The organism is Stenotrophomonas sp. 2201_Sma (genome assembly GCF_056486685.1).
The window spans coordinates 3,278,333-3,303,456 of record NZ_CM151329.1 but is presented as its reverse complement, the minus strand read 5'-3'; the positions used below and the strand labels follow the sequence as shown (position 1 = coordinate 3,303,456).

Here is a 25,124-nt window from a genome sequence, read left to right as displayed (position 1 = left end):
AAAAGCCAGAGCCGGCTGTTGCTCCGGCTCTGGCTTCTGCTGTGGAACTTGACGTTGCCTCTGCGGGTGCCGGGCCGCAGGCCCGGCCGATCACATCACATCACACCACTGGTTCGCGCAGGGCAGGGTTGTCCCAGCCCGGGCGCGGGGCAAAGCGGTCACCGTGACGCTGCTGCAGCGCCTTCAGGCGCTCGACGATCGCATCGGCACCCACCGCGCGGATGTGCTGGATCGGACCCCCGCGGAACGGCGCGAATCCGGTGCCGAAAATCACGCCCGCATCCAGCAGGTCCGCATCGGCCACCACGCCTTCGTGCAGGCAGGCCACGGCCTCGTTGAGCAGCGGCAGGATCAGGCGATCTTCCAGGTCCGCAGGGGCCTGGTAGTCGCTGGCGACATCCGGCTTCTTCGGCTTGCCGTTCTCCCAGGTGTAGATGCCCTGGCCATCCTTCTTGCCGCGCTTGTCGGCTTCCACCGTCTGCAGTGCCGCCGGAATCTGCAGGCCGAGGAACGGCGCCAGCTCGCGGCCCACGCCGGCGGCGACATCCAGGCCGACCGTGTCGATCAACTCGATGGGGCCCATCGGCATGCCGAACTTCACCGCTGCCTTGTCGATCACCGGGCCCGGGATACCTTCGGCATAGGCGGTGGCCGCCTCCAGCATGTACGGGAACAGCACGCGGTTGACCAGGAAGCCCGGGCTGCCCGCCACCGGTACCGGGAACTTGCCCAGCGCCTTGCAGAACGCTGCCAGACGGCGCTCGGTCTCCGGCGCCATGCCGTCGTGATGGATGATTTCCACCAGCGGCATCTGTGCCACCGGATTGAAGTAGTGCAGGCCGGCGAACTGCGCCGGGCGCTGGATGTGGTCGCGCAGTTCCACCAGCGGAATCGACGAGGTATTGGTGGTCAGCAGCGCATCGGCCTTCATGCCCGGCTCCAGCGTCTGGTACAGCGCGCGCTTGGCCTCCGGGTTCTCGATGATCGCCTCGATCACCAGATCAGCGGCGGCCACGCCTTTGCCCTCCAGATCCGCCCGCAGCCGCGCCGCCACCGCCGGACGCTTGCTCTCGTCCTTCACCTTCCTGGCGAACAGTGCCTGCGCGCGTTCCATCGCCGGATCGATGAAGCGCTGCTCGCGATCCTGCAGGGTGACCTCGAAGCCCTTGTAGGCCGCCCACGCGGCGATGTCACCGCCCATTACGCCGGCGCCGACCACGTGCACGTGGCGGATGCCGGAATCGCCGCCGCCCAGACCCTTCAGGCGCTCGGTCAGGAAGAAGATGCGGATCAGATTGCGCGCGGTCGGCGTGCTGGCCAGTTTGACCACCGCGCGGCGTTCGGCATCCAGGCGGGCCTGCACCGGCTTGCCGGCGCTGCGCTGCCAGGTGCTGATCAGTGCATAGGGCGCCGGGTACTGGTCCTTCTTCGCCTTGCGCGCGACCTGCTTGATCATCTGCGGTGCCAGCACCTTGCGCGCCAGCCAGGTGTTGCTGGCCCATGCCAGCGCACGCTGCTTGAACGGCCGCGTGGTGCCGGCCAGCGCCAGTGCGACGGCGGTGTCGAGCACCACCGCCGGTGCCACCACCTTGTCGACCAGGCCGATGCCACGCGCGGCCGAGGCCGAGAGGGTGCGGCCGGTCAGCATCATGTCCATCGCCGCCGGGGCGCCGACCAGCTGCGGCAGGCGCGCGCTTCCACCCCAACCGGGGAAGATGCCCAACTGGGTTTCCGGCAGCCCGATGCGGGTGCTGCTGTCGTTGGAGGCCACGCGGTAACGGCAGGCCAGGGCCAGCTCGGTGCCGCCACCCAGGCAGTGGCCATGGATGGCTGCAACGGTCGGGCAGGGCAGCTCTGCCAGCTTCTGGTAGGTGGATTGGCCGCGACGGATGGCATCGTTGACGGTGCCGCGCCGGTCGAACTCCTGGAATTCCTTCAGATCGGCGCCGGCGATGAAGCCGGCCTTCTTCAGGGACTGGATCACCACGCCCTTCGGCGGATCCAGCGCGATGCGTTCGAGCAGATCGCCCAGCTCCAGCAGCACGTCCTGCGACATCGCGTTGACACTGCTGTCCTGACGATCCAGGGACAGGACCACCACGCCGTCGTCGCGGATCTCGGGGTGCCAGTGGCTGAAGCGGAGACCATCGAAGCCTGAGAGCATGGACGTTCCATCCGGTTGTGTATGGAGAAGCGGCTATGATCCAGAGGTTGTTTCCCCCGCGTCAAATCCCTATAGCAGGGGAGTGGCGGTTCCGGATCCATGGCCGTGGAACAGAACGCTAACGGAACAGTGGTTAAAAGCTGGTGCGGCGCCGGGTGATCGGCGACTGAACTTTTCCCGGGATTGGCAGTCTCATTGCCCGACGTCGGTTGGGCTGACAGGAGTGCGGCCCCCCATGGCCGAGGTTGAAACACCACAGGAGCTGGATCTGGAACTGGTCCGGCGCGTGCAGCGCGGCGAGAGCGCGGCTTTCGATGTACTGGTGCGCAAGTACCAGCATCGGGTCGTGGCCCTGGTCGGTCGCTACATCGCCGACTGGAGTGAATGTCAGGACGTCGCCCAGGACACTTTCATACGCGCCTACCGCGCGATCGGAAGCTTCCGTGGCGATGCCCAGTTCTCAACCTGGTTGCATCGGATCGCCGTGAACACCGCCAAAAACTACCTGGCTTCACACAATCGACGCCCGCCGACCGATGACATCGACATCGGCGATGCCGAACAGTTCGACAGCGGCACGCGCCTGCGCGACACCGACACGCCCGAACGCGAGTTGATGCGCCAGGAGCTGGAACAGACAGTGATGAAGGCCGTCAACGCGCTGCCGGAAGAACTCCGGTCGGCGATCACCCTGCGCGAGGTGGAAGGCCTGAGCTACGAGGAAATCGCGCAGAAGATGGGGTGCCCGATCGGCACCGTGCGCTCTCGGATCTTCCGGGCGCGCGAGGCGATCGACACCGAACTCCGGCCGCTGCTGGACATCGGCAGCGCCACCCGCGAGAAGAGCCGCGTATGACCAGTCATCCATTCAACGAATCGCAGAATCATCAATCGCCGGCCGGGCTGCGGCTTGACCAGCGCCATCGGGAACAGCTGTCGGCCCTGGTCGATGGCGAGCTGGGGGCCGACGAGGCCCGCTTCCTGCTGCGCCGCATGGAGCATGACCCGGAACTGGCCGGCTGCCAGGAGCGCTGGCAGCTGCTGGGCGACGTGATGCGCGGGCAGGCGTCGGTGCTTGCGCCCGCCGGCTTCAGCGCCGCGGTTGCCTCTGCCATCGCCGCCGAACCCACGCCCCGGTCCGGGCCTCAGGACCGGCAGGTGCGCCGCAGTGGCTGGCGTACCTGGGGAGGCGGTGCCGCATTGGCTGCCTCGGTCGCTGCGGTGGCCCTGTTGATCGGCGGCGAGAAGCTGAAGGAGACCCCTCCCGGAGAGCCGCTGGCACCCCAGGTGGTCGCCAGCCAGGCCGAGCTGCCGCCGGCACCGGTATCGCCCGCGACGGTGACCGAAGCCTCGGTCGATCCGGCGGTGGTGGCGGTGGCCAGTGTTCCGGCGGCCGCATTGGCCGCCAGCCGTCGCCAGGACGCACGCCGCGCCAGCGCCAGTGCCACCCGCGGCCAGCAGGCTGCGCGGGTGGCCCAGCGTGACGGCGGGGCGCAGCGGGCCGTGGCCGCCGCCCAGGCGCCCTTGGTGCCGACCGTGCCGGCCGGTGCCAGCCGCAACCTGCCGTTCGGCGAGGTGGCTGGCCTGCAGGCCCGGCCGTGGCCGCGCTCCAGCCTGGCTCCGGCCGCGGGGGGCGCGCTCAACGCCAGCTTCCCGGCGCATGCTGACAGCGCCACGTTCTACCCCTTCGAGCCGCGCCTGCAGGACGACCTGCCGCCGCCGCCCCGCCCGCGCGACTGAGCCGGGTGCCGCCACGCCCCGCCGATCGCGGGGCCCTTCTTCTCCCTTCCATCCGATCCGGAGGTTGCCGTCCGATGACTCCCCGATTCCGCACGCAGGCCATCGGCCTGCTGGCCCTGACCCTGCCGCTGGTGGCCTGTGCCCAGGCGCCGTCCCCGGCTGCCCAGACCGCGCCGGCCGCGGCCGCGGCCGCGCCGCGCGCTCCGGCGCAGCCGCTGGTCACCGGCCTGCCCGATTTCACCAACCTCGTCGAGCAGGTCGGCCCGGGCGTGGTCAACGTCGACACGACCATCGTCCGCAGCAACCGCCAGGCGCGTGGGCCGATGGGGGACGACGACATGCCGGAGTTCTTCCGTCGCTTCTTCGGCCCGGACTTCCCGATGCCGGGACAGGGGCCGGGCGGCCCCGACGGCGGTCCCAGCATCAAGGGCCGCGGCATGGGGTCGGGCTTCATCATTTCGCCCGACGGCTACGTGCTGACCAACTACCACGTGGTAGCCGACGCCAGCGAGGTGAAGGTCAAGCTGGGCGATCGCCGTGAGTTCACCGCCAAGGTGGTGGGCAGCGACCAGCAGTACGACGTTGCCCTGCTGAAGATCGAAGGCAGGAACCTGCCGACCGTCCGTGTCGGCGATTCCAACAGCCTGAAGCCGGGCCAGTGGGTTGTCGCGATCGGCTCGCCGTTCGGCCTCGACCACTCGGTCACCGCCGGCGTGGTCAGCGCCCTCGGCCGCAGCACCGGCGGCCCGGACCAGCGCTACGTGCCGTTCATCCAGACCGACGTGGCGATCAACCAGGGCAACTCCGGCGGTCCGCTGCTGAACACCCGGGGCGAAGTGGTGGGCATCAACTCGCAGATCTTCTCTGCGTCCGGTGGCTACATGGGCATCAGCTTCGCGATTCCGATCGACCTGGCGATGAGCGCGGTCGAACAGATCAAGAAGACCGGCCGGGTCACCCGCGGCCAGCTGGGCGCGGTGGTGCAGGAGATCGACGGCCTGAAGGCGCAGGCCATGGGCCTGCCGGACAGCCGGGGTGCGCTGGTCAACCAGATCGTGCCGGATTCGGCGGCCGCCCGCGCCGGTGTGAAGGTGGGGGATGTGATCCGCACCGTGAACGGCGCACCGGTCAACAGCTGGTCCGATCTGCCGCCGCTGATCGGCGCCATGGCCCCGGGCAGCCGGGTCACCCTGGGCGTGATCCGTGACGGCAAGCCGCGCGACCTGAGCGCCACCCTGACCGCGCTGGCCGAGGATGACCAGGCCAGCGCCCGCAGCCCCGCCATCGCCAGGGCCGATGCCGCTCCGCAGAGTGGTGCCAATGCCCTGCTGGGCCTGGACGTCAGCGATCTGACCGCGCCGCAGCGCAAGCAGCTGGGCCTGGAATCGGGCGAGGGCGTGCGCATCACCGGAGTCAAGGGGCAGGGCGCCCGGGATGCCGGCCTGTCCCCGGGCATGGTGATCCTGCAGGTGGCCAGCACCCAGGTGAGCGGCGTGGAGTCGCTGAACCGCGCGCTGTCCAGCTACAAGAAGGGCGATGTGGTGATGCTGCTGGTCCGCACCGGCAACGGCAACAGCGCCTTCGTGGCGGTCAAGGCCGGCGAGTAAGGACCGGGGCTGCTCCGGCAGCCGCTGCCCCCCGAAGCCCCGCTCAGGCGGGGCTTCGGTCGTTCCGGCCCTGGCCCGGCGCGGTGCCTTTCGCGGGCGGGCCCCGGCCGTGCGATAATCCACCGTTACCCTGACGACGCCGCGCGCCGCCGCCACCTATGTCATCTGATTCGATGCGGAACATCCGCAACTTCTCCATCATCGCCCACGTCGACCACGGCAAGTCCACGCTGGCCGACCGCATCATCCAGCTTTGTGGTGGCCTGCAGGCCCGCGAGATGGAAGCGCAGGTACTCGACTCCAACCCGATCGAGCGCGAGCGTGGCATCACCATCAAGGCGCAGTCGGTATCGCTGCCGTACCTGGCCAAGGACGGGCAGACCTATCATCTGAACTTCATCGACACCCCGGGCCACGTCGACTTCTCGTATGAAGTCAGCCGCTCGCTCGCCGCCTGCGAAGGCGCGCTGCTGGTGGTCGATGCTGCCCAGGGCGTGGAAGCGCAGTCGGTGGCGAACTGCTACACCGCGGTGGAGCAGGGTCTGGAAGTGGTGCCGGTGATCAACAAGATCGACCTGCCTACGGCCGACATCGAGCGCGCCAAGGCCGAGATCGAGGCCGTGATCGGCATCGACGCCAGCGACGCCGTGCCGGTCAGCGCCAAGACCGGCCTGAACGTGCAGGACGTGCTGGAGGCCATCGTCCATCGCATTCCGCCGCCGCAGCCGCGCGATACCGACAAGCTGCAGGCGCTGATCATCGACTCCTGGTTCGACAACTACCTCGGCGTGGTCTCGCTGGTGCGCGTCATGCAGGGCGAGATCAAGGCCGGCGACAAGCTGCAGGTGATGTCCACCGGCCGCAACCACCAGGTCGACAACGTCGGCGTGTTCACCCCCAAGCGCAAGGTGTTGCCGGCGCTGCGCGCGGGTGAGGTGGGTTGGGTCACGGCCAGCATCAAGGACGTGCATGGTGCGCCGGTGGGCGACACCCTGACCCTGGCCGGTGATCCGGCACCGAAGCCGCTGCCGGGCTTCCAGGAAATGCAGCCGCGCGTGTTCGCCGGCCTGTTCCCGGTCGACGCCGAGGACTATCCGGACCTGCGCGAGGCGCTGGACAAGCTGCGCCTGAACGATGCCGCGCTGCGCTTCGAGCCGGAAAGCTCGGAGGCGATGGGCTTCGGTTTCCGCTGCGGCTTCCTCGGCATGCTGCACATGGAGATCGTGCAGGAACGGCTGGAGCGCGAATACAACCTGGACCTGATCAGCACCGCGCCGACGGTGGTGTACGAGGTCCTGAAGACCGATGGCTCGATCATCAACATGGACAACCCGGCCAAGCTGCCGGCGGTGAACCAGGTCCAGGAGATCCGCGAGCCGATCATCCGTGCCAACGTACTCACCCCCGAGGAGTACATCGGCAACATCATCAAGCTGTGCGAGGAGAAGCGCGGCAGCCAGATCGGCATCAACTACCTGGGCAGCCAGGTGCAGATCAGCTACGAGCTGCCGATGGCCGAAGTGGTGCTGGACTTCTTCGACAAGCTGAAGTCGGTCAGCCGCGGCTACGCGTCGCTGGACTATCACTTCGTGCGCTTCGATGCCGGCCCGTTCGTGCGCGTGGACGTGCTGATCAATGGCGACAAGGTCGATGCGCTGTCGCTGATCGTCCACCGCAGCCATGCCGACCGCCGCGGCCGCGAGCTGTGCGAGAAGATGAAGGACCTGATCCCGCGGCAGATGTTCGACGTGGCGATCCAGGCGGCTGTCGGCTCGCAGATCATCGCCCGTACCACGGTCAAGGCCATGCGCAAGAACGTGCTGGCCAAGTGCTATGGTGGCGACGTTTCGCGCAAGAAGAAGCTTCTGGAAAAGCAGAAGGAAGGCAAGAAGCGCATGAAGCAGGTCGGCCGCGTGGAAATCCCGCAGGAAGCGTTCCTGGCCGTGCTGCAGATGGACAACAAGTAAGCGCGCACCGGCCCTCCGGGGCCGGTCGTCCGGTGACGTTGCAAAGGACCCTGAATGAAACTGTTTGAGATCCTCCTGGTCGTGCTGACCCTGGCCTCGGGCCTGATCCTGCTTGCGGACAAGCTGTACTTCGCCAGGCGCCGCGCCCAGCGTGCAGGCCTGCTCGACACCGAGCCGGTGCTGGTGGATTACTCGCGTGCATTCTTCCCGGTGCTGGCGATCGTGCTGGTCGTGCGCAGCTTCATCGCCGAGCCGTACAAGATCCCGTCCAGCTCGATGATGCCGAACCTGCTGATCGGTGACTTCATCCTGGTCAACAAGTTCGCCTATGGCCTGCGCCTGCCGATCACCAATACCCGCTTCGTGCCGGTGGGTGATCCCGCGCGCGGCGATGTGGTGGTGTTCCACTTCCCGGGCCACGGCGACAACGACCCGGCCAAGGGCGAGAACTTCATCAAGCGCGTGATCGGCGTGCCGGGTGACACCGTGGTGTTCGAGGGCGACAGCCTGGTGCTGAACGGCGAGCCGGTGAAGTACGACAACAAGGGCATCTACGCCGGCCACAAGGGCCAGGGCGAGGGCGCCAACCTGCTGGTCGAGCATCTCCCGGGCCGCACCCATACCGTGCTGGAGACCGACTATCCGCGTGGCCAGGGCCAGTGGACGGTGCCGGCCGGCAAGTACCTGGTGATGGGCGACAACCGTGACAACAGCGATGATGGGCGCTTCTGGGGGCTGCTGCCGGAAGAGAACCTGCGGGGCAAGGCATTCCTGATCTGGCTGAACTGCCAGGGCTGGTTCTGCAAGGACGGTTTCGAGCCTTCGCGGATCGGCTCGGGCATCAACTGAGTATTTTCACATCCAACGCGTATCTGGGGAGAACGCAATGAAGACGATGAACACGCAGCGCGGCATCACCCTGACCTCGTTTCTGGTGGTCCTGGTCGTGGTTGGCTTCTTCATCTACATCGGCATGAAGCTGTTCCCGATGTACCAGGAGTATTACGCGGTACGTTCGGCGATGAAGAGCCTGGCCAGCCAGCCGGGCGTGGCCAGCATGGAGCCGGCACGGATCCAGGATCTGTTCTTCAAGCGGCTGTACATCAACTACTCGGACAACGTGAAGCCGGGCAACGTCAAGTTCGATCGCCGCGACAATGGCTGGACCCTCAAGGTCAACTACGAAGTGCGTCGCCCGTTGATCGGCAACCTCGATGTGGTTGGCAAATTCGATTCTTCCCAGGACCTGACCCGAAGCGGTGCCCAGTAAATTCATCCAACGTGGCGACCTGATCGGCCATGCCTTCCGCGACCCGGCGCTGCTCAAGCAGGCGCTGACCCATCGCAGTGCCGGCGTGCCGCATAACGAGCGCCTGGAATTCCTCGGCGACAGCATCGTCAACATGATGGTCGCCGAGGCGCTGTACCAGCGCTGGCCCAAGGCCGACGAGGGCGCGCTGACCCGCGCCCGCGCCGAGCTGGTGCGTGAAGGGGCGCTGGCAGTGATCGCCCGTACCCTGCAGCTGGGCGAACGGCTGATCCTGGGCGCGGGCGAGATGAAGTCGGGCGGGCACCGCCGCGACTCGATCCTGGCCGATGCACTGGAAGCGGTGGTGGCCGCGATCTACCTGGACGCCGGTTTTGACGCGTGCCGGCAGACGGTGCTGCCCTGGTTCACGGCCTCGATGGAAGCGCTGCCGGCCACCGGGCGCCCCGAGAAGGACCCCAAGACCCGCCTGCAGGAATGGCTGCAGGCCCGGCAGAAGGCGTTGCCCCAGTACGAACTGGTGTCAGAATCCGGTGACGACCACGCCAAACATTTCCGGGTACGCTGCAACGTGGCCGACCCGGCCGCCAGCACCGAGGGCGAAGGCGCCTCGCGGCGGCTTGCCGAACAACAGGCGGCTGCAGCCGTCCTAGAACAACTGGATTCCAAGTGAGCGAACAAACTTCCCATCATTGCGGCAGCGTGGCCGTCATCGGCCGCCCGAACGTCGGCAAGTCGACCCTGACCAATGCCCTGGTCGGGGCCAAGGTCAGCATCGTCTCCAACCGGCCGCAGACCACCCGCCACCGCCTGCTCGGCATCGCCACCTATCCGGAAGGCCAGCTGGTGCTGGTCGATACCCCGGGCCTGCACAAGGTGCAGAAGCGGGCGATGAACCGGGTGATGAACCGCGCCGCGCGCGGCTCGCTGGAAGGCGTGGATGCAGGCCTGCTGGTGATCGAGGCCGGGCGCTGGGATGACGAAGACAGCCTGGCCTTCAACGTGCTGCGCGATGCTGGTATCCCGGTGGTGCTGGTGGTCAACAAGATCGATCGCCTGAAGGACAAGGGCGCGCTGCTGCCGTTCCTGCAGGAGGTGACCGCCGGCCGTGATTTCGCCGCCGTGCATCCGATCTCGGCGCAGAAGCGCAACGGCCTGGACGCCCTGGTGCGTGACGTGCTGGAGCTGCTGCCGGAAGCCCCGCCGATGTTCGGCGAGGACGAGATCACCGACCGCAGCCAGCGTTTCCTTGCCGGTGAACTGGTACGCGAGCAGCTGATGCGCCAGCTTGGCGAGGAGCTGCCCTATGCCACCACCGTGGAGATCGAGCGCTTCACCGAGGATGGCAATCTTCTGCGCATCGGCGCGGTGATCTGGGTCGAGCGGGAAGGCCAGAAGGCCATCGTGATCGGCAAGGGGGGCGCGCGCCTGAAGGAGATCGGGGCCAAGTCGCGCCTGCAGATGGAGCGTCTGTTCGGTGCCAAGGTGTTCCTGGAAACCTGGGTGCGCGTACGTGAAGGCTGGTCCGACGACGAGGCCGCGCTGAAGGCCTTCGGTTACGAGTAAGCCACGGCGATCGCTTCGGTGATCATCGAGGACGACACGGGGTTCGTGCTGCATGCACGGGCCTATCGCGAAACCAGCCTGCTGGTGGAGGTGCTGAGCGCGGAGCATGGCCGGATCGGCCTGCTTGCGCGCGGCGTGTCCACGGCCAAGGGCCAGGTGTTGCGCGCGGCCCTGCAGCCGCTGCAGTGGATCCGCTTCAGCGCACAGCAGCGCGGCGAACTGGCGCAGCTGCGTGCCGCCGAAGCGCTGGACGCGGCGCCGCGGCTGGTCGGCCAGGCCATGCTGGCCGGCTTCTACCTGAGTGAACTGACGCTGCGGCTGGCGCCACGCCAGGATCCGTTGCCGGAGGTGTACCTGGCGTACGGCGAGGCACGCGCGCGGCTGGCAGTGGGTGCCGGACTGGCCTGGACGCTGCGCCGCTTCGAGCGCGAGCTGCTTGCCGCACTGGGGCTCGGTTTCGATCTGGAAAGCGCCAGCGATGGTCAGCCGATCGATCCGGCAGCGCGTTATGCGCTGGATCCGCAGGAAGGGCCGCAACGGCTGCTCAGCGAGCGCGGTGGAGAGCGCAGTGCGGCGGCCACCGGTTCGGCGCTGTTGGCGCTGGCGGCCGACGAGGAGCCGGGGCCTGCCGATCTGGCGAGCCTGCGGCTGCCCATGCGGCGGGTGCTGGCGCACCACCTGGGGCCACGGGGGCTGAAGTCCTGGGAGCTGCTGGAGCAGTTGGCCCCCCGGCGGTAGGCGGGCGGGGTCAGAACCGTCTTCCGCAGGGAAAGGGATCTGACCCCGGATTGATTTCGATATCCGACGGGGCAGGGCGCACCCGTGCCGGGCAACCCTCAGTGCAGCAGTGCCGCTACCGCGGCGCGGAAGCCCGCTTGTGCCAGGTCCGACTCCGGCATGTGGTGCAGCTGGCGCACCGCGCGGCCCAGCCGTGCGGCACCGACGAAGCCGCAGCTTGCCTGCAGCCGGTGCAGCTGGCTGCGCAGCTGGCGTTCATCATGCTGGTCCACGGCCTGCTCCACCGCATCGCGGACGCCCGGCAGTTCCGCAAGGAACAGCTCGCGCAGGGCGATCAGGTGGTTGCGCTGGCCATTGAGAGCGGCCAGAGCGGCGGTCTCGTCCCAGTCCTGCCCGTTCAGCTCGATCGCAGCGGGGGCCGGAGCGACGGCGATGCCGGCCGGCGAGTTGACCAGGGCGCGGCGGACCGCCTTCAGCAACTGGTCGCGGCCGAGCGGTTTGACCAGGGTGTCGCTGAAACCGGCCTCACGCAGGCGCGCATGGATGGACGTGTCGCCGTCGGCGGTATGCGCCAGGGCAGGCGTGTCCGGATGCGAACGGCGCAGTTCGCGCAGCAGCTGCGCGCCATTGCCGTCGGGCAGGTTGACGTCGATCAGCCACAGGTCGTGAGCCCCGGGCTCGGCGCTTGCCAGGGCACTGGCAAGGGAGTCCGCGGTATCGACGTCCGCCGGCAGGGTTTCCAACGCCGCCTTGAAAAACCCGCGGCTGATGATGTCGTCCTCGACAAGCAGGAAGCGGGGCCGACCGGCCCTCGGGGTCATCTGCATCAGGGGCTGCCTCCATGTCAGCTGGTTGACATCATCAAGCACGGCGGCGGCTGGCGCAAGCGGCGGCAGGCCCCGCCGGTCAGGATCTGCGACAATACGCGCCCATTTTCGCCCGCAGCCTGTTGCCACGTGGCCCGATCCCGCTCCCGCATCGACCGTACCCCGTTCCAGACCGAGATCCTCGACCTAAGCCATGATGGTCGCGGCGTCGCCCGCCGTGAAGGCGAAGGTGGCAAGGTCACCTTCATCAGCGGCGCCCTGCCGGGCGAGGTGGTCATGGCTGAACAGACCGCCCGTAGCCGCCATTTCGACGAAGCACGCACCGTGGAAGTGCTGCAGGCCTCGCCACAGCGGGTGACGCCGAAGTGCCCGCATTTCGGCACCTGCGCCGGCTGCGTGCTGCAGCACCTGGATGAAGACCAGCAGATCGTTGCCAAGCAGCGCGTGCTGATGGACAACCTGGAACGCATCGGTCACGTGAAGCCGGGCCGCGTGCTGCCACCGCTGGTCGGCGACAGCTGGGGTTACCGCCGCAAGGGGCGCTTCTCGGTGCGCCGCGTGGAGAAGAAGGACAAGACCCTGGTCGGCTTCCGTGAACAGGACCCGCGCTTCGTCGCCGATCTCAGCCAGTGCCTGACCGTGATCCCCGAAGTGGGCACCAAGGTGCAGGCGCTGTCGACCTTCATCGAGTCGCTCGACGGCAAGCGCGACATCCCGCAGATCGAATTCATCGGCGGTGACCAGGCCATCGCGCTGACCGTGCGTCATCTGCAGCCGCTCAGTGATGCCGACCGCGCCGCATGGGCCAGCTTCGGCCAGCAGCACGGATTCGCCATCTACCTGCAACCCGGTGGCGTGGACACCGTCCATCCGCTGGACGGGCAGGGCGTGCCGCTGTCGTTCCGGCTGGCGCCGTGGGATGTCGAACTGGCATTCCGGCCACTGGATTTCATCCAGGTCAATGCCAAGCTCAACGAGAAGATGATCGCTCACACCCTGGATCTGCTGGAGCCGGGTGAGGACGAGCGCGTGCTGGACCTGTTCTGCGGGCTGGGCAACTTCACCCTGCCGCTGGCGCGCCGAGTGCGCGAGGTGGTGGGCGTGGAAGGCGACGCGGGCCTCGTTGCCCGCGCACGTGAGAACGCCGAGCGCAACGGGCTGGGCAACGCCCAGTTCTACAGCGCCGACCTGACCCAGGACCAGCGCGCCACGCCGTGGATGCGCCAGGGCTTCGACAAGCTGTTGCTGGACCCGCCGCGCTCGGGCGCGATCGAGGTGCTGCAGCAGCTGCCGTTGAAGCAGTTCAAGCGCATCGTGTACGTCAGCTGCCATCCGGGATCGCTGGCCCGGGACGCGGGTTATCTGGTGAACGAGCAGGGCTTCAGCCTGGTCAGTGCCGGCGCCATGGACATGTTCCCGCACACCGCGCACGTGGAAAGCATCGCGGTGTTCGAAAAGCGCTGACCCGCTGTCATGCCCATCGCGCATAATGGCGCGATGGGCATCGAGATCGAACGCAAATTCCTCGTCAGCAGCGACGGCTGGCGTGCGGCCGCACACCGGGTGATTCCGATGGCGCAGGGCTACATCAACGATCTGGGCGCGCTCGACAGCGGTCGCCAGAACGCGTCCGTGCGGGTGCGCATCGAAGGTGAGCACGCCGCGCTGAACCTGAAGTCGCGCACGATCGGCCATACCCGCCAGGAGTTTGATTACCCGATTCCGGTGGAGGATGCGCGCGCGCTGCTGGCGCTGTGCGTGGGGGGCCTGATCGACAAGCGTCGCCACCTGGTCGAGCATGCCGGCCTGACCTGGGAAGTGGATGAGTTCCTGGGTGACAACGCCGGCCTGGTGGTGGCCGAAGTCGAGCTGGAAAGCGCCGGGCAGGCCATCGTCCTGCCGGACTGGGCCGGCGCGGAGGTCACCGACGACCCGCGCTACTACAACGTCGCACTGGCCAGTCATCCCTATTCACGCTGGTGAAAGGGGCGTTCCCCCTTTTTTCGGGGCGCCCGGACCCCATGTCGGTGGGATGAGAATCGACATCTACTCCGACGTGGTCTGTCCCTGGTGCTGGATCGGCAAGCACCGTTTCCAGCAGGGGGTGCAGTTGCTGGGGGCCGATGCCCCAGTACTCGACATCCACTGGCAGCCCTTCCAGCTGGACCCGGATGCGGGCACCACGCCGGTGCCGCTGCGCGAGGCGTATGCGCGCAAATTCGGCGGTGTCGAGCGCACAGAGCAGATTCTCGGCCAGACCCAGGCCACCGCCCGTGGCGAAGGCCTGCCCATGGACTTCAGCCAGGGCCAAGTGCGGGTGACCACCCTGCCAGCGCACCGGCTGCTGTGGCTGGCCGGCCAGCACGGTGTGCAGGACGCGGTCGGAGAGGCGCTGTTCCGCGCTCATTTCGAGCACGGCCAGAATCTGGCGGACACAGAGGTGCTGACCCGGGCCGGTGTGGCAGGCGGACTGGATGCGGCAGAGATCGCCCAGATGCTGGCCTCCTCACGGGGCCTGGCCGAGGTCGAAGCGGGACTGGACCAGGCCCGTGCGCTGGGTATTTCCTCGGTGCCGACCTTCGTCATCGACGGCCGCTGGGCGATCTCCGGCGCCCAGCCTCCGGAAGCCTTCGCCCAGGCGCTGCGGCAGATCGCGGCGGAGCAGGGCACGGCAACCGGACGCAGCGGCGACGACGCCTGTGGTGCGGACGGCTGCAGGGTCTGATCCTTCGAGGGGGGCGCGCGATGGACGCCCCCACCTGCGTCCAACGGCCGGTTCTGCGACAATGCGGCACTGCGCCATGCGGGCGCCCGTTGTGGAGAACGACCATGCTGCTGATCGGCGTTGCCGGCACTGAACTGACCCCCCAGGAACGCGACTGGCTGCAGCACGATGCCGTTGCCGGGGTGGTGCTGTTCACGCGCAACTTCGCCTCCCGCCAGCAGGTGAGCGAGCTCAGCGCCGCGATCCGCGAGGCTGCGCCGCGCCCGCAGCTGATCTGCGTCGACCAGGAAGGCGGTCGCGTGCAGCGTTTCCGCAAGGGCTACAGCGATCTGCCGCCGCTGCAGGAGATCGGTGCCGGCTATGCGAAGGATCCCGGCGCCGCGTTGGCGCTGGCCGAGCAGCACGCCTGGCTGATGGCCAGCGAAGTGCGCGCCAGTGGCGTGGACCTGAGCTTTGCCCCGGTGGTCGACCTGGGCCGTGGCAACCTTGCGATCGGCAACCGCGCTTTCAGTGAAGACCCGCAGGTCGTGGCTGCGTTCACCGAGGCCTACGTACGCGGCATGCACGCGGCCGGCATGGCGGCCACCCTCAAGCATTTTCCCGGCCATGGCACCGTGCTGGAAGACACCCATGTCGATACCGCGGTCGATCCGCGGACGCTGGACGAACTGCGCGCGCAGGACCTGGTGCCGTTCCGGGCCGGTGTTGCCGCCGGTGCCGACGCCGTGATGATGGCGCACGTGATCTACCCGCAGGTGGCGCCGGAACCGGCCGGCTATTCGCCGCGCTGGATCCAGGAGGTGCTGCGTGGCGAGCTGGGCTTCCGCGGCGTGGTGTTCTCCGACGACATCGGCATGGCCGCTTCGCACCATGCCGGTGGCGTTGCGGCACGCGTGCACGCGCACCTGGATGCGGGCTGCGACGTCGTGCTGGTCTGCCATCCCGAGCTGGTCGATGAAGCCCTGCACGCGGTGCAGGGACGCTCCCTCAATACCGCTGCGCTGCTTGGCCTGCTCGGCCGCGGCGCGCTTGGCTGGGATGGCCTGCTGGCCGATGCCCGCCATGGCGACACTCAATCCCGTCTGCTTGAAACCCTTGGAAGAACCGTCTGATGCCGAACCTCACCATTTCCCAGGCCCTGGCCCAGGCCGACCTGCTGGTTGACCGCCCCACCATCGACAAGGCCATCGCCGGTATCGCCGACGCCATCGCGCGCGATTACAAGGGCGAGGTGCCACTGTTCCTGTCGATCATGCACGGTGCGCTGCCGTTCGCCGGCCAGCTGGCGCTGGAGCTGGGTGCGCGCGGCCAGGACGTGCAGTTCGATTACCTGCACGCCACCCGCTATCGCGGTGAAACCACCGGCGGCGACCTGGTGTGGAAGCACAAGCCGGCCACCGCGCTGTTCGGCCGCCGTGTGCTGCTGGTCGATGACATCCTCGATGAGGGCTACACCCTGCAGGGCGTGCGCACCTGGTGCCTGGAACAGGGCGCGACCGACGTGCGCATCGCGGCGATGACGGTGAAGAAGCACGATCGCGGGCTGCCGGATGTGACGGCTGACTACGCCGGTATCGAACTGCCCGACCGCTACGTGTTCGGTTTCGGCATGGACGTCAACGAGACCCTGCGCTGCGTGCCGGCCATCTACGCGATGAAGGAATAACAGGCACGGCCGTCCGCGGCCGTCCTTTGCCGCCGCCGGCATCCTCGGGTGCCGGCGTTCGTCTTTCTCTGGAGTGCTTTCGATGCAACAGATCGCCCTGGCCGTGATCGGCGGTACCGGTGTCTACAACCTGGCCAAGCTCGACGATGTGCAGACCCACGAGGTCGAGACCCGCTTCGGCCGTCCCTCCGGCCCGGTGCGCGTGGGCACGCTGCTGGGCAACCGCGTGGCGTTCCTTGCGCGCCATGGCGAGGGCCACTCGCTGCCGCCGCACAAGATCAACTACCGCGCCAATCTGGCTGCGCTGCAGCAGATCGGCGCCCAGCGCGTGCTGGCGCTGAACACCGTCGGGGGCATCACCGAGCAGGTCGGGCCGCGCGTGCTGGCCTGCCCGGACCAGATCATCGACTACACCTGGGGCCGGATCAGCACGATCTGTGAAGAAGAGGGTACCGAGGTGCTGCATGTGGACTTCGGCCACCCGTACACGCCGATGCTGCGGAGCAAGATTCTGGCCGCAGCCAAAGTGACGGGTGTCACGGTCCATGACGGTGGCTGCTACGGTGCGACGCAGGGGCCGAGGCTGGAAACCATCGCGGAAATCGCCCGCATGCGGCGCGATGGCTGCGATCTGGTGGGCATGACCGGAATGCCCGAAGCCGCGCTGGCGCGGGAGCTGGGGCTGGATTACGCGTGCCTGGCGATCGTGGCGAACTGGGCCGCGGGCTGTGGTGATGGCGAGGAGATCACGATGGCCGAAGTGCTGGCCAATGTGCAGGCGGCGAGCAATGGACTTCCGGAACTGATCGGCGAATTGGCACGGGGGTGATTGTCTTCGCCGAGCAAGCTTTGCATACTCAGCCGGTACGCGGGTTCAGCGTACACCACCCATTCATTGCATAAGGTCTCGCATCACCATGCCGAACGGTACCGTCAAGTGGTTCAACGACGCCAAGGGATTTGGCTTCATCTCGCCGGAGGATGGCAGCGCCGACGTGTTCGCGCACTTCTCCGCCATCAACTCCAAGGGCTTCCGCAGCCTGCAGGAAGGCCAGCGTGTCACCTATGACGTGACCCAGGGCCCGAAGGGTGCCCAGGCTTCGAACATCACGCCGGCCGAGTGATCTACTCGACAGTGCGTTGAGAACCCCGCTCCGGCGGGGTTTTTTTTTGCGCCCATCGCATGGGACCAGTTCCAAGCCGCGCGCGGGCGGGCCGCCCAGTGGGCGAAGTAAAGGAGGAGGCGACGGTCGCAGGCCGGCGCCGGGGGACATTCGCCCACTGGGCGGCCCGCCCGTGCGCGGCTTGGAGAACGATCCGGATCCGGCTGGGGCACAATGTGCGGATGACGGAACGACTTCGCATTGCCGTGATTGGATACGGCACCGCTGGCCAGGCGATGGCCATCCTGCTGACCCGTGACGGGCACGACGTGGAGATCTTCGAGCGCGTGCCGACCCCTGGGCCGGTCGGCGCCGGTTTCCTGTTGCAGCCCAGCGGCCTGCAGGTGCTGTGGCAGATGGGACTGCTGGAGGCCGTGCGCGCGCATGCCGCGCCGGTGCATCGGCTTTATGGCGACACGCCGTGCGGGCGTGCGGTGATGGACATGGGCTATGGCGGCCTCGATGTCCGCCTGCACGGTCTGGGCATGCAGCGCGGCGCCCTGTTCTCGCTGCTGGACCAGGCCCGCGATGGCGCCGGCCAACTGCATGCGGGGACCACCATCGACGCGGTCGATACCGCGCGGGGGCAACTGCGCGACAACGAAGGCCGCACGCATGGCCCGTTTGACCTGGTGGTGGCGGCCGACGGCGCAGCGTCGTCCCTGCGCGCGACCATTGCCGGCGGCGCTGGCCTCGACCGCGTCTATCCGTGGGGCGCATTGTGGTGCCTGCTGCCGGCCGGAGAGTGGCCGCACGTGCAGCAGCTGCGCCAACGCTACGTCGCCGCGCGCAAGATGATCGGCCTGTTGCCGGTGGGCACGCGTCCGGGTGATGACACCCCGCGCCTGAGTTTTTTCTGGAGCCTGCCACGCGCCGACTTCGCGCGTTGGGAAGATGAAGGCATGCAACCATGGCTGCAGGAACTGCATGCGCTCTGGCCCGAGGCCAGCGCACGCTTCGATCACCTGAACGATGCCGGACAGCTGTCCCGGGCGGTCTACCGCGATGCGGTGATGACCCGCTGGCATCAGGGGCGCATGGTCCTGGTCGGCGATGCAGCGCACGCGATGAGCCCGCAGCTGGGGCAGGGGGTGAACATGGCGCTGCTCGATGCGCTGGCGCTGCGAGACGCGCTGCGTGTGCATGGCGCTGGTGAGACGGCACTGCAGGCTTACCAGGCGCAGCGACGTGCGCATGTGGCGGTGTACCAGCGCTGGAGCCGCTGGCTGACGCCGCTGTTCCAGTCCGATCGCGATGCGTGGGCCAAGGCACGTGACGCGCTGCTTGGCCCGATGGGGCGGCTGCCGGGGGGACGCGGGCACATGCTGCGGGTGCTCAGTGGAACCCAGCACGGCTGGTTCGGCTCGCTTGCTCTGGATCCAGCCTTCCTCGAAGCCCTGGCCCGGCCGCCCGTTGCGCTTGCCACGCAGGCTGCCACGGCGGCTGCGTGAATCGCATCATCACGTGAATTAACGGTTACCTCACCGCGTCTGTGCGACAAGAGTGAAGCACGCCACAGCTGCGTCGCCCGTTTTCCTCTCCGTGATTCGAACATCGCGTGGCCCGGGTGGCGCCGCCGTCGCGGCCTGCTGCGGCCCGGATGTGCTGCGAGTTCACGAGGAGGACGCCATGTTGTTCGCGGTCGAAGAGCTGGAATCGGAAATCTGCAAGCTGCGGGGATTGCTGCAGATGCTGCACGAGGACCAGCCCGACGTTCTGGAGGATGTGTTCGAGTTCCATGTGGGCAGCCTGATCAGTCATGCGCTGCCGGAACACCACACGCACATCCGCGCCTGCGCGCAGGAAATGCTGTCGGCCGTCCAGGCACTGCCGCGCCGGCAGAGCAACGACACGCCCGATTTCCATCTGATGCCGGCGCTGGCGGGCGTCCGGCCGGCCTGACTGTCGCGCCCGCTGGCCTTACCGGCCAGGCATCGCCACCAGACCCTGTTCGACACAGGCGATGCGCCGTTCACCCTGCGCCGGTGCGATGACCCAGCCGCCGGTGAAGGCGGAGAATGCCGGCAGCACCGTCAATCCTTCGCGGAGCCAGAACGCCGGAAAGCGGCGGCGCAGCGCCGGCAGTGCGATCTGCGGATGGATATGGCCGGCAATGACGTGCGCCGCGGGCATGTGCCGTGGTTCATGGCACAGCAGGAACGCGCCCAGTTGCACCTCCTCATGCAGCTCCACCTGCAGCGCCGCGTGCGGCAGGTGCCGATCATGATTGCCGCGTATCACATGCACCGCCAGCGCGGAGTGCTGCTCTCGCCATCCCAGCCATTGCCGGTACCACGCCGCACGATGCGCCGGCCCATGCAGCACATCGCCCAGTATCCACAGCTCGCGGCAAGCCCTTGCCTGCACCAGCCTCTGCAGGCGCTGCAGGTCGTCGCGGGTGCCGCCGGACGGCAGCGCGATGCCGGCGCGGCGGAACAGGTCGGCCTTGCCCAGGTGCAGGTCGGCGATCAGCAAGGCCTGCCGGGCCGGCCACCACAGTGCGCGCGCACCGAGCAGCAGCATGGGTTCACCGCCCAGCGTCACGGCCAGCTCATCGGCCATGGCGTCTCTCCAACTGCTGTGCGGCACGCAGCACGCGGGTGCGCCAGTCTTCATTGCTGAACTGTCCTCGCAGGCGCTCGGCCCACAGCGGGAAGCCCAGCGGTGTCAGCGAGGCGGGATGCTGCAGTGACAGTGACTGCGTGCAGATGCGTTCGAGCACCTGCTGCAGGCCCGGCAGATCCAGGCTGTCCTGCAGCACTTCATGCTCGGCCAATGCCAGCAGCAGATGATCGGGGTCGTGCTCGCGCAGCACGTCGTACAGCAGTCCGGCCGAGGCCTGCAGCTGGCGCAGCGAGCGCGGCGCGCCACCGGGCAGGCTGGGTACCAGCAGGCCAGCGACGCGTGCGATTCCGCGGAACTGGCGTCGCGCGAGCTCGCCCAGATTGACGGCGGCACGCAGGTCCTCAAGCAGCTGATCGGCCGCGAACAGTTCCTTCCATTGCTCCGCCTGCAGCTCGATCGGCTGCGTCGGTGCCAGCACCAGCCCGTGGTCATTGACGGCATAGCCGATGCTGTTGCGCTGCTGGCGCGTGCAGCGCAGCGCCAGCAACGCCGCCAGTGCCTCGTGGATGTGGCGTCCGGCAAAGGGATAGACGAACACGAACTGGCCTTCGCGGCGCCGGACGTCCTCCAGCAGCAGGTGCACGGGCGATGGCCGGGCAGACAGGCGTGACTGCAGTGCCATCAGGGGGGCCAGCCAGCGCGACTCTGCGCTGTCGTCCGCGCCGGACAGCACCGCTTCCAGCTCGCGCCCGAGCGGCATCGACAGGGGCAGCTGGCCGCCCTGCCAGCGCGGGACGGTGCCTTCACCGCCCTTGCGGGCCAGGCGCACATAGGCGGTCATGTCGCGCAGCTGCACCAGCTCCAGCATGCGCCCGGCGAACTGGAATCGATCGCCTCTGCGCAGGCGGCTGGCGAACTGTTCTTCCACCGAGCCGAGGCCACCGCCGCGCAGGAACTGCACACGCACGGCGCCATCGCTGCTGATGGTGCCGATCGACAAGCGATGGCGCAGGGCCTGGCGGCGGTCGTGCACGCGATGGTAGCCGTCCGCGTCGAGCACCACCTTGTGGAAGTCCGGGTACTGCGCCAGTGCCCGTCCCCCCTGCACGATGAAGTCCAGGACAGCCTGCCATTGCGCGTCGTCCAGCTGCGCGAATGCGTGCGTGCGCCTCACCTGCGCCAGCAGCGAGCGGCTGGTGAATCCCCCCGCCAACGCGCGGCTGACCGCATGCTGGGCGAGCACGTCCAGCGACAGGGTTGGCGGTCGCCTGGCTTCAACCACGCCGTCGCGCAGCGCGCGGCGGACGGCGGCGTACTCGGCCAGTTCCAGCGCATGGCTGGGCACGCACAGGATTCTGCCGCTGGCGCCGGGGCGATGCCTGGCACGGCCGGCGCGCTGGCGCAGCCGCGCCACGCCCTTCGGACTGCCAAGCTGCAGTACCTGGTCCACTTCGGGAAAATCGACGCCCAGATCCAGGCTGGAGGTGGCAACCACGCAGCGCATCGCACCGGCGCGCAGGCCGTCTTCCACCTGCTGACGCAGTGCGGGGTCCAGCGAACCGTGGTGCAACGCCAGCGTGGCGGCATCCTCCGGCCACACCGCCGCCAGCGCCTGGTGCCACAGTTCGGCCTGCGCCCGCGTGTTGGTGAACAGCAGACTGCTGCGCGCGGTCATCAGCGCTTCCAGCACGCGCGGAAGCTGCGCCAGGCCAAGATGTCCGGCCCAGGGAAAGCGCTCGCCCGGTGCCGGCAGCAGGCTGCTGACGGTGACCGGACGCTGGCGCGCGCCTTCGACGATGGGTGCATCCGGCCTGTCCGGCAGCAGCACGTCGCGCGCCTGCGGCAGATTGCCCAGCGTGGCCGACAATCCCCACAGCTGCAACGCAGGCGTGGTGTCGCGCAGCAGTGCAAGATTCAGCTGCAGCAGCACGCCGCGCTTGTTGCCCAGCAGTTCATGCCATTCGTCGACCACCACGCAGCGCAGCTGATGCATGCGTGGCAGGGTATCGGGGTAGGTGAGCAGCAGTGCCAGTGATTCGGGCGTGGTCACCAGCACGTCGATGCGCCCTTCGCGCGCCAGGCGCCGCTCGCGCTGGCTGGCGTCGCCGCTGCGCAGGCCCACGCGCCACCCCAGGCCCAGGCCATCGACGACCGATTGCAGTGCGCGTGCGGTGTCGCTGGCCAGGGCACGCAGCGGGGTCACCCACAGCACCTGCAATGGGCGCACCGCGCTGGGGCGGGCGGGTACGGGTGCGGGCGCGATCATCGCCTGCAGCAGCGGTCCGCCGAACATCGCCAGCGTCTTGCCGCTGCCGGTGGGGGTATGCAGCAGGCCCGATTCGCCTGCCAGGTAGTGACGCCACATGGCGCGCTGGAAGGGCAGGGGTTTCCAGCCGCGGCTGGCAAACCAGCCGTTCAGCCGCTGCAGGGCCTCGCTCCGCGTCATCGTGCCAGGGCCTGCAGCGTCGCCAGCTGATCGGCCTCGCTGGCCGGCTTGTCGTGGCGCCAGCGCAGGATGCGCGGAAAACGCACGGCGATTCCTGATTTGTGCCGTGCACTGCGGTTGACCGCCTCGAAGCCGAGTTCGAACACCTGCTCGGCGCGGACGCTGCGTACCGGCCCGAAGCGCTCGCGGGTGTTGGCGCGGATCCAGCGATCGAGGGCGAGGATTTCCTGATCGTCCAGGCCCGAGTAGGCCTTGGCCACCGGAACCAGCGCATCGCCGTCCCATACGCCGAAGGTGTAATCGGTGTAAAGCGTGCTGCGCCGGCCATGGCCGGCCTGTGCGTACAGCAGCACGGCATCGATGGTGAGTGGATCGACCTTCCACTTCCACCAGTCACCACGGCGCCGGCCGGACTGATACGCCGAGTTGCGGCGCTTCAGCATCAGGCCCTCCACGCCGCGCTCGCGCGCCGCGTCGCGCAGCGCGGCCGCCCGTGCCCAGTCCGCAGCGGGCACCTCCGGCGACAGCTGGATGCGCGCATCGCCGAGCGTGCCGAGCAGTTCCGCCAGCTGCACGCGCCTCTGCTGAAGCGGCAATGCGCGCAGGTCGTTGCCATCGCGTTCGAGCAGGTCGTAGGCCAGCATCCGCACCGGTGTCGTACGCAGCGTGGTGGCGCCCGGCTTGCGGCGCTGGATGCGGGTCTGCAGGGCGGTGAAGGCTTTCGGAAGATCGGCCGGCTCATCCCAGGCCAGCAGTTCGCCATCCAGCACCGATCCCTCCGGCAGCAGTGCGGCGGCCTGCTCGATCTCGGGGAACCGGCCGTCCAGGCGCTCTTCGCCACGCGACCACAGCGCCACCTCGCCGCGACGACGCAGCAGCTGCAGGCGGATGCCGTCCCATTTCCATTCCAGCAGCCAGTCGTCGATGCTGCCCAGGCGATCACCGGGCTCACCTTCCAGCGGCGAAGCGAGGAAGAACGGATACGGCTGCTGACGGTCCAGCGGCAGTTCTTCCGGCGACAGCAACTGTGCGAGCAGGGTGGGCGAGGGCACCCAGGTGCCCAGCATGCGCTGCGCGATGCGCGCGATGTCCAGCCCGGACAGTTCGGCCAGTGCCTGCTGGACCAGCCGCTGCGACACGCCGACGCGCAGTGCACCGGTCAGCAGCTTGTTGAACACCAGGCGTTCGTTCGCGGGCAGCTGGCGCCAGCCCTCGACCACGGCTGCACGTCGCTCGGGGTCGGGCTGATTGGCCACGGCCAGCAGATGCTGTTCGATCCAGTCGGCCAGAGGGCGGTCCGGCGCCATTGCCGTTGGGTCGTCCAGCAGCAGGGTCAGTGTCTCCGCCAGATCGCCGACCTGCGCATAGCTGTCCTCGACCAGCCACGCAGGCAGTCCGGCTTCCTCGCCGATCCAGCGGCGCAGCTCGCCGCTGGCAGCGATCTTCCGGCGCGCCCCCCCGACCTTGCCACCACTGAGCAGGAACAGGGCCCAGGCCGCATCGTGCGGTCGCGCGTGACGGAAGTAATCGACCAGCGCCGCGCGCTTGTCCAGCGTGGCGGTGCTGCGATCGAGGCGTTGGTACAGCGCGGCGAAGGCCTTCATTCCTCGCTCCCGAAATCGGTGCGGAAAGCCTCCGCGGCGACGCCGCGTTCGCGCAGGAACGGAATCAGCGCATCGGTGTTGCCATGCGTCGCGATGACGCGGCGTGCGCCGGTCTGCTCGATGGTACGCAGCAACGCGGGCCAGTCGGCGTGGTCGGAAATCACGAAGCCACGATCGACGTTGCGGCGCCGGCGGTTTCCGCGCAGCTGCATCCAACCGGAGGCGAAACCCAGCTGGTGGCGCCCGAAGCGGCGCAGCCAGGGCGTGCCGGCGGCCGAGGGCGGGGCGAGGATCAGCCGTCCGGCCGCATCGGCCTGGCGCCCCTGTTCGGCGACGGCGATCGTGTCCAGCATCGGGATGCCCGCAGCGCGATAGACGGCCACGCCATTGGCGATGGCACCGTGCAGCCATGCCGGCGGTTCGCCCCGTGCGAGCAGCTCGGCCAGCACGCGCTGGGCCTTGCCCAACGCGTAGCAGAGCAGGACGGCGGCTTCACCGCGCTGCGCGCATTCCTCGCGCCAGGACGCGATCTCGGTAACCACGGCTGCGGTGTCCGGCCAGCGGTAGATGGGCAGGGCGAAGGTCGCCTCGGTGATGAAGGTATCGCAGGGCACCACTTCGAACGGCGTACAGGTGGGGTCGGGCTGGCGCTTGTAGTCGCCGGAGGCGACCCACACCTGCCGGCCATCATCAATGCGCACCTGCGAGGAGCCGAGCACATGACCGGCCGGATGCAGCGACACCTGCACCCGGCCCAGCGCAAAGGGTGCGCCCTCGGCATGCGCGTGCAGCGGCACGTCGCCCAGCCGCCAGCGCAGGATCGGCGCGCTGCCCGTGCTGCAGTGGTATTCGCCCATGCCCGGGCGCGCGTGGTCACCATGGCCATGGGTGATGACCGCGCGCGGCACCGGCCGCCAGGGGTCGATGTGGAAATCGCCAGCAGCGCAGTACAGCCCTTCCGGGCGCAGCACCACAAGATCGTCGTTGCCTGCCATGGCTGCACTGTGGCGCGCGGCTCGTGCACGGGGTGAGAACCGGCCTGAACGCGGGCTTGGCGCAGCATGCGGCACAATCGGATC

24 protein-coding genes are annotated in these 25,124 nt (G+C 68.2%); 18 read left to right on the top strand and 6 right to left on the bottom strand.

Annotated features, from left to right (window positions below; all coding sequences use genetic code 11):
- Window positions 1-100: 100 nt before the first annotated feature.
- Window positions 101-2,164 (bottom strand): 3-hydroxyacyl-CoA dehydrogenase NAD-binding domain-containing protein, encoded by a 2,064-nt coding sequence (locus ACZLIF_RS15395; RefSeq protein ID WP_053520399.1) that lies wholly within the window; start codon window positions 2,162-2,164, stop codon window positions 101-103.
- Window positions 2,165-2,399: 235 nt separating this feature from the next.
- Here ACZLIF_RS15395 and rpoE point away from each other — a divergent pair, with 235 nt between their 5' ends.
- The 9 genes from rpoE to recO all read left to right on the top strand — a co-directional run bounded on the left by rpoE (window position 2,400) and on the right by recO (window position 11,049).
- Window positions 2,400-3,020, top strand: a complete 621-nt coding sequence (gene rpoE / locus ACZLIF_RS15390; protein ID WP_065174837.1) for an RNA polymerase sigma factor RpoE — start codon at window positions 2,400-2,402, stop codon at window positions 3,018-3,020.
- On the top strand, window positions 3,017-3,904 hold the full coding sequence (locus ACZLIF_RS15385) for a sigma-E factor negative regulatory protein (protein WP_128990724.1): 888 nt from the start codon (window positions 3,017-3,019) through the stop codon (window positions 3,902-3,904). The genes rpoE and ACZLIF_RS15385 overlap by 4 nt, the downstream gene beginning before the upstream one ends.
- 74 nt (window positions 3,905-3,978) lie before the next feature.
- Window positions 3,979-5,511 (top strand): DegQ family serine endoprotease, encoded by a 1,533-nt coding sequence (locus ACZLIF_RS15380; protein ID WP_128990726.1) that lies wholly within the window; start codon window positions 3,979-3,981, stop codon window positions 5,509-5,511.
- A gap of 173 nt (window positions 5,512-5,684) precedes the next feature.
- Window positions 5,685-7,478 carry a translation elongation factor 4 gene (gene lepA / locus ACZLIF_RS15375; protein ID WP_065174904.1) on the top strand — a complete coding sequence of 598 codons (1,794 nt, stop codon included), beginning with the start codon at window positions 5,685-5,687 and terminating at the stop codon, window positions 7,476-7,478.
- A gap of 54 nt (window positions 7,479-7,532) precedes the next feature.
- Window positions 7,533-8,327 carry a signal peptidase I gene (lepB, locus tag ACZLIF_RS15370; protein WP_053520237.1) on the top strand — a complete coding sequence of 265 codons (795 nt, stop codon included), beginning with the start codon at window positions 7,533-7,535 and terminating at the stop codon, window positions 8,325-8,327.
- A 37-nt stretch (window positions 8,328-8,364) separates the two neighbouring features.
- On the top strand, window positions 8,365-8,748 hold the full coding sequence (locus ACZLIF_RS15365) for a DUF4845 domain-containing protein (RefSeq protein WP_053520236.1): 384 nt from the start codon (window positions 8,365-8,367) through the stop codon (window positions 8,746-8,748).
- Window positions 8,738-9,418, top strand: coding sequence for a ribonuclease III (gene rnc / locus ACZLIF_RS15360; protein ID WP_128990730.1), 681 nt, complete (start codon window positions 8,738-8,740; stop codon window positions 9,416-9,418). The genes ACZLIF_RS15365 and rnc overlap by 11 nt, the downstream gene beginning before the upstream one ends.
- On the top strand, window positions 9,415-10,311 hold the full coding sequence (gene era, locus ACZLIF_RS15355) for a GTPase Era (RefSeq protein ID WP_053520234.1): 897 nt from the start codon (window positions 9,415-9,417) through the stop codon (window positions 10,309-10,311). The genes rnc and era overlap by 4 nt, the downstream gene beginning before the upstream one ends.
- Before the next feature lie 18 nt (window positions 10,312-10,329).
- Window positions 10,330-11,049: a DNA repair protein RecO gene (recO, locus tag ACZLIF_RS15350; RefSeq protein WP_053520233.1), complete on the top strand. Its 720-nt coding sequence runs from the start codon at window positions 10,330-10,332 to the stop codon at window positions 11,047-11,049.
- 98 nt (window positions 11,050-11,147) lie between these two features.
- Here the strand turns inward: recO and ACZLIF_RS15345 are convergent, their stop codons facing one another.
- The gene (locus ACZLIF_RS15345; RefSeq protein ID WP_053520232.1) at window positions 11,148-11,876 is read right to left on the bottom strand and encodes a response regulator; all 729 of its coding nucleotides are present in this window, start codon (window positions 11,874-11,876) and stop codon (window positions 11,148-11,150) included.
- Between the two features lie 129 nt (window positions 11,877-12,005).
- On the opposite strand from ACZLIF_RS15345, the gene rlmD reads away from it, so the two are divergent.
- The 9 genes from rlmD to ACZLIF_RS15300 all read left to right on the top strand — a co-directional run bounded on the left by rlmD (window position 12,006) and on the right by ACZLIF_RS15300 (window position 19,332).
- Entirely contained in the window at window positions 12,006-13,340 is a 1,335-nt protein-coding gene (gene rlmD / locus ACZLIF_RS15340) for a 23S rRNA (uracil(1939)-C(5))-methyltransferase RlmD (protein WP_065181808.1), read from the top strand.
- Window positions 13,341-13,373: 33 nt separating this feature from the next.
- Complete coding sequence (locus tag ACZLIF_RS15335) at window positions 13,374-13,859, top strand: CYTH domain-containing protein (protein ID WP_053520230.1); 486 nt, start codon at window positions 13,374-13,376, stop codon at window positions 13,857-13,859.
- Between the two features lie 49 nt (window positions 13,860-13,908).
- Complete coding sequence (locus tag ACZLIF_RS15330) at window positions 13,909-14,601, top strand: DsbA family oxidoreductase (RefSeq protein WP_128990732.1); 693 nt, start codon at window positions 13,909-13,911, stop codon at window positions 14,599-14,601.
- A gap of 104 nt (window positions 14,602-14,705) precedes the next feature.
- Entirely contained in the window at window positions 14,706-15,713 is a 1,008-nt protein-coding gene (nagZ, locus tag ACZLIF_RS15325; RefSeq protein ID WP_111186713.1) for a beta-N-acetylhexosaminidase, read from the top strand.
- A complete protein-coding gene (locus tag ACZLIF_RS15320; RefSeq protein ID WP_053520227.1) occupies window positions 15,713-16,267 on the top strand; it encodes a hypoxanthine-guanine phosphoribosyltransferase in 555 nt (184 codons plus the stop codon). Before nagZ ends, ACZLIF_RS15320 begins: the two co-directional genes overlap by 1 nt.
- An 82-nt stretch (window positions 16,268-16,349) precedes the next feature.
- Window positions 16,350-17,096, top strand: a complete 747-nt coding sequence (locus ACZLIF_RS15315) for an S-methyl-5'-thioinosine phosphorylase (RefSeq protein ID WP_053520226.1) — start codon at window positions 16,350-16,352, stop codon at window positions 17,094-17,096.
- 88 nt (window positions 17,097-17,184) lie between these two features.
- A complete protein-coding gene (locus tag ACZLIF_RS15310; RefSeq protein WP_005410590.1) occupies window positions 17,185-17,391 on the top strand; it encodes a cold-shock protein in 207 nt (68 codons plus the stop codon).
- 221 nt (window positions 17,392-17,612) lie between these two features.
- Window positions 17,613-18,881 (top strand): FAD-dependent oxidoreductase, encoded by a 1,269-nt coding sequence (locus ACZLIF_RS15305; RefSeq protein WP_128990734.1) that lies wholly within the window; start codon window positions 17,613-17,615, stop codon window positions 18,879-18,881.
- A 178-nt stretch (window positions 18,882-19,059) separates the two neighbouring features.
- The gene (locus ACZLIF_RS15300) at window positions 19,060-19,332 is read left to right on the top strand and encodes a hypothetical protein (RefSeq protein ID WP_053519542.1); all 273 of its coding nucleotides are present in this window, start codon (window positions 19,060-19,062) and stop codon (window positions 19,330-19,332) included.
- Between the two features lie 18 nt (window positions 19,333-19,350).
- Here ACZLIF_RS15300 and pdeM read toward each other — a convergent pair whose 3' ends face one another.
- Genes pdeM through ACZLIF_RS15280 form a run of 4 tightly spaced genes read right to left on the bottom strand, consistent with a single transcriptional unit; the run spans window position 19,351 to window position 25,040 of the window.
- Window positions 19,351-19,992, bottom strand: a complete 642-nt coding sequence (pdeM, locus tag ACZLIF_RS15295) for a ligase-associated DNA damage response endonuclease PdeM (RefSeq protein ID WP_065181810.1) — start codon at window positions 19,990-19,992, stop codon at window positions 19,351-19,353.
- A complete protein-coding gene (locus ACZLIF_RS15290) occupies window positions 19,982-22,441 on the bottom strand; it encodes a ligase-associated DNA damage response DEXH box helicase (protein WP_128990737.1) in 2,460 nt (819 codons plus the stop codon). Before ACZLIF_RS15290 ends, pdeM begins: the two co-directional genes overlap by 11 nt.
- The gene (locus ACZLIF_RS15285) at window positions 22,438-24,045 is read right to left on the bottom strand and encodes an ATP-dependent DNA ligase (protein WP_128990739.1); all 1,608 of its coding nucleotides are present in this window, start codon (window positions 24,043-24,045) and stop codon (window positions 22,438-22,440) included. The genes ACZLIF_RS15290 and ACZLIF_RS15285 overlap by 4 nt, the downstream gene beginning before the upstream one ends.
- A complete protein-coding gene (locus tag ACZLIF_RS15280; protein ID WP_128990741.1) occupies window positions 24,042-25,040 on the bottom strand; it encodes a ligase-associated DNA damage response exonuclease in 999 nt (332 codons plus the stop codon). The genes ACZLIF_RS15285 and ACZLIF_RS15280 overlap by 4 nt, the downstream gene beginning before the upstream one ends.
- Window positions 25,041-25,124: the final 84 nt, after the last annotated feature.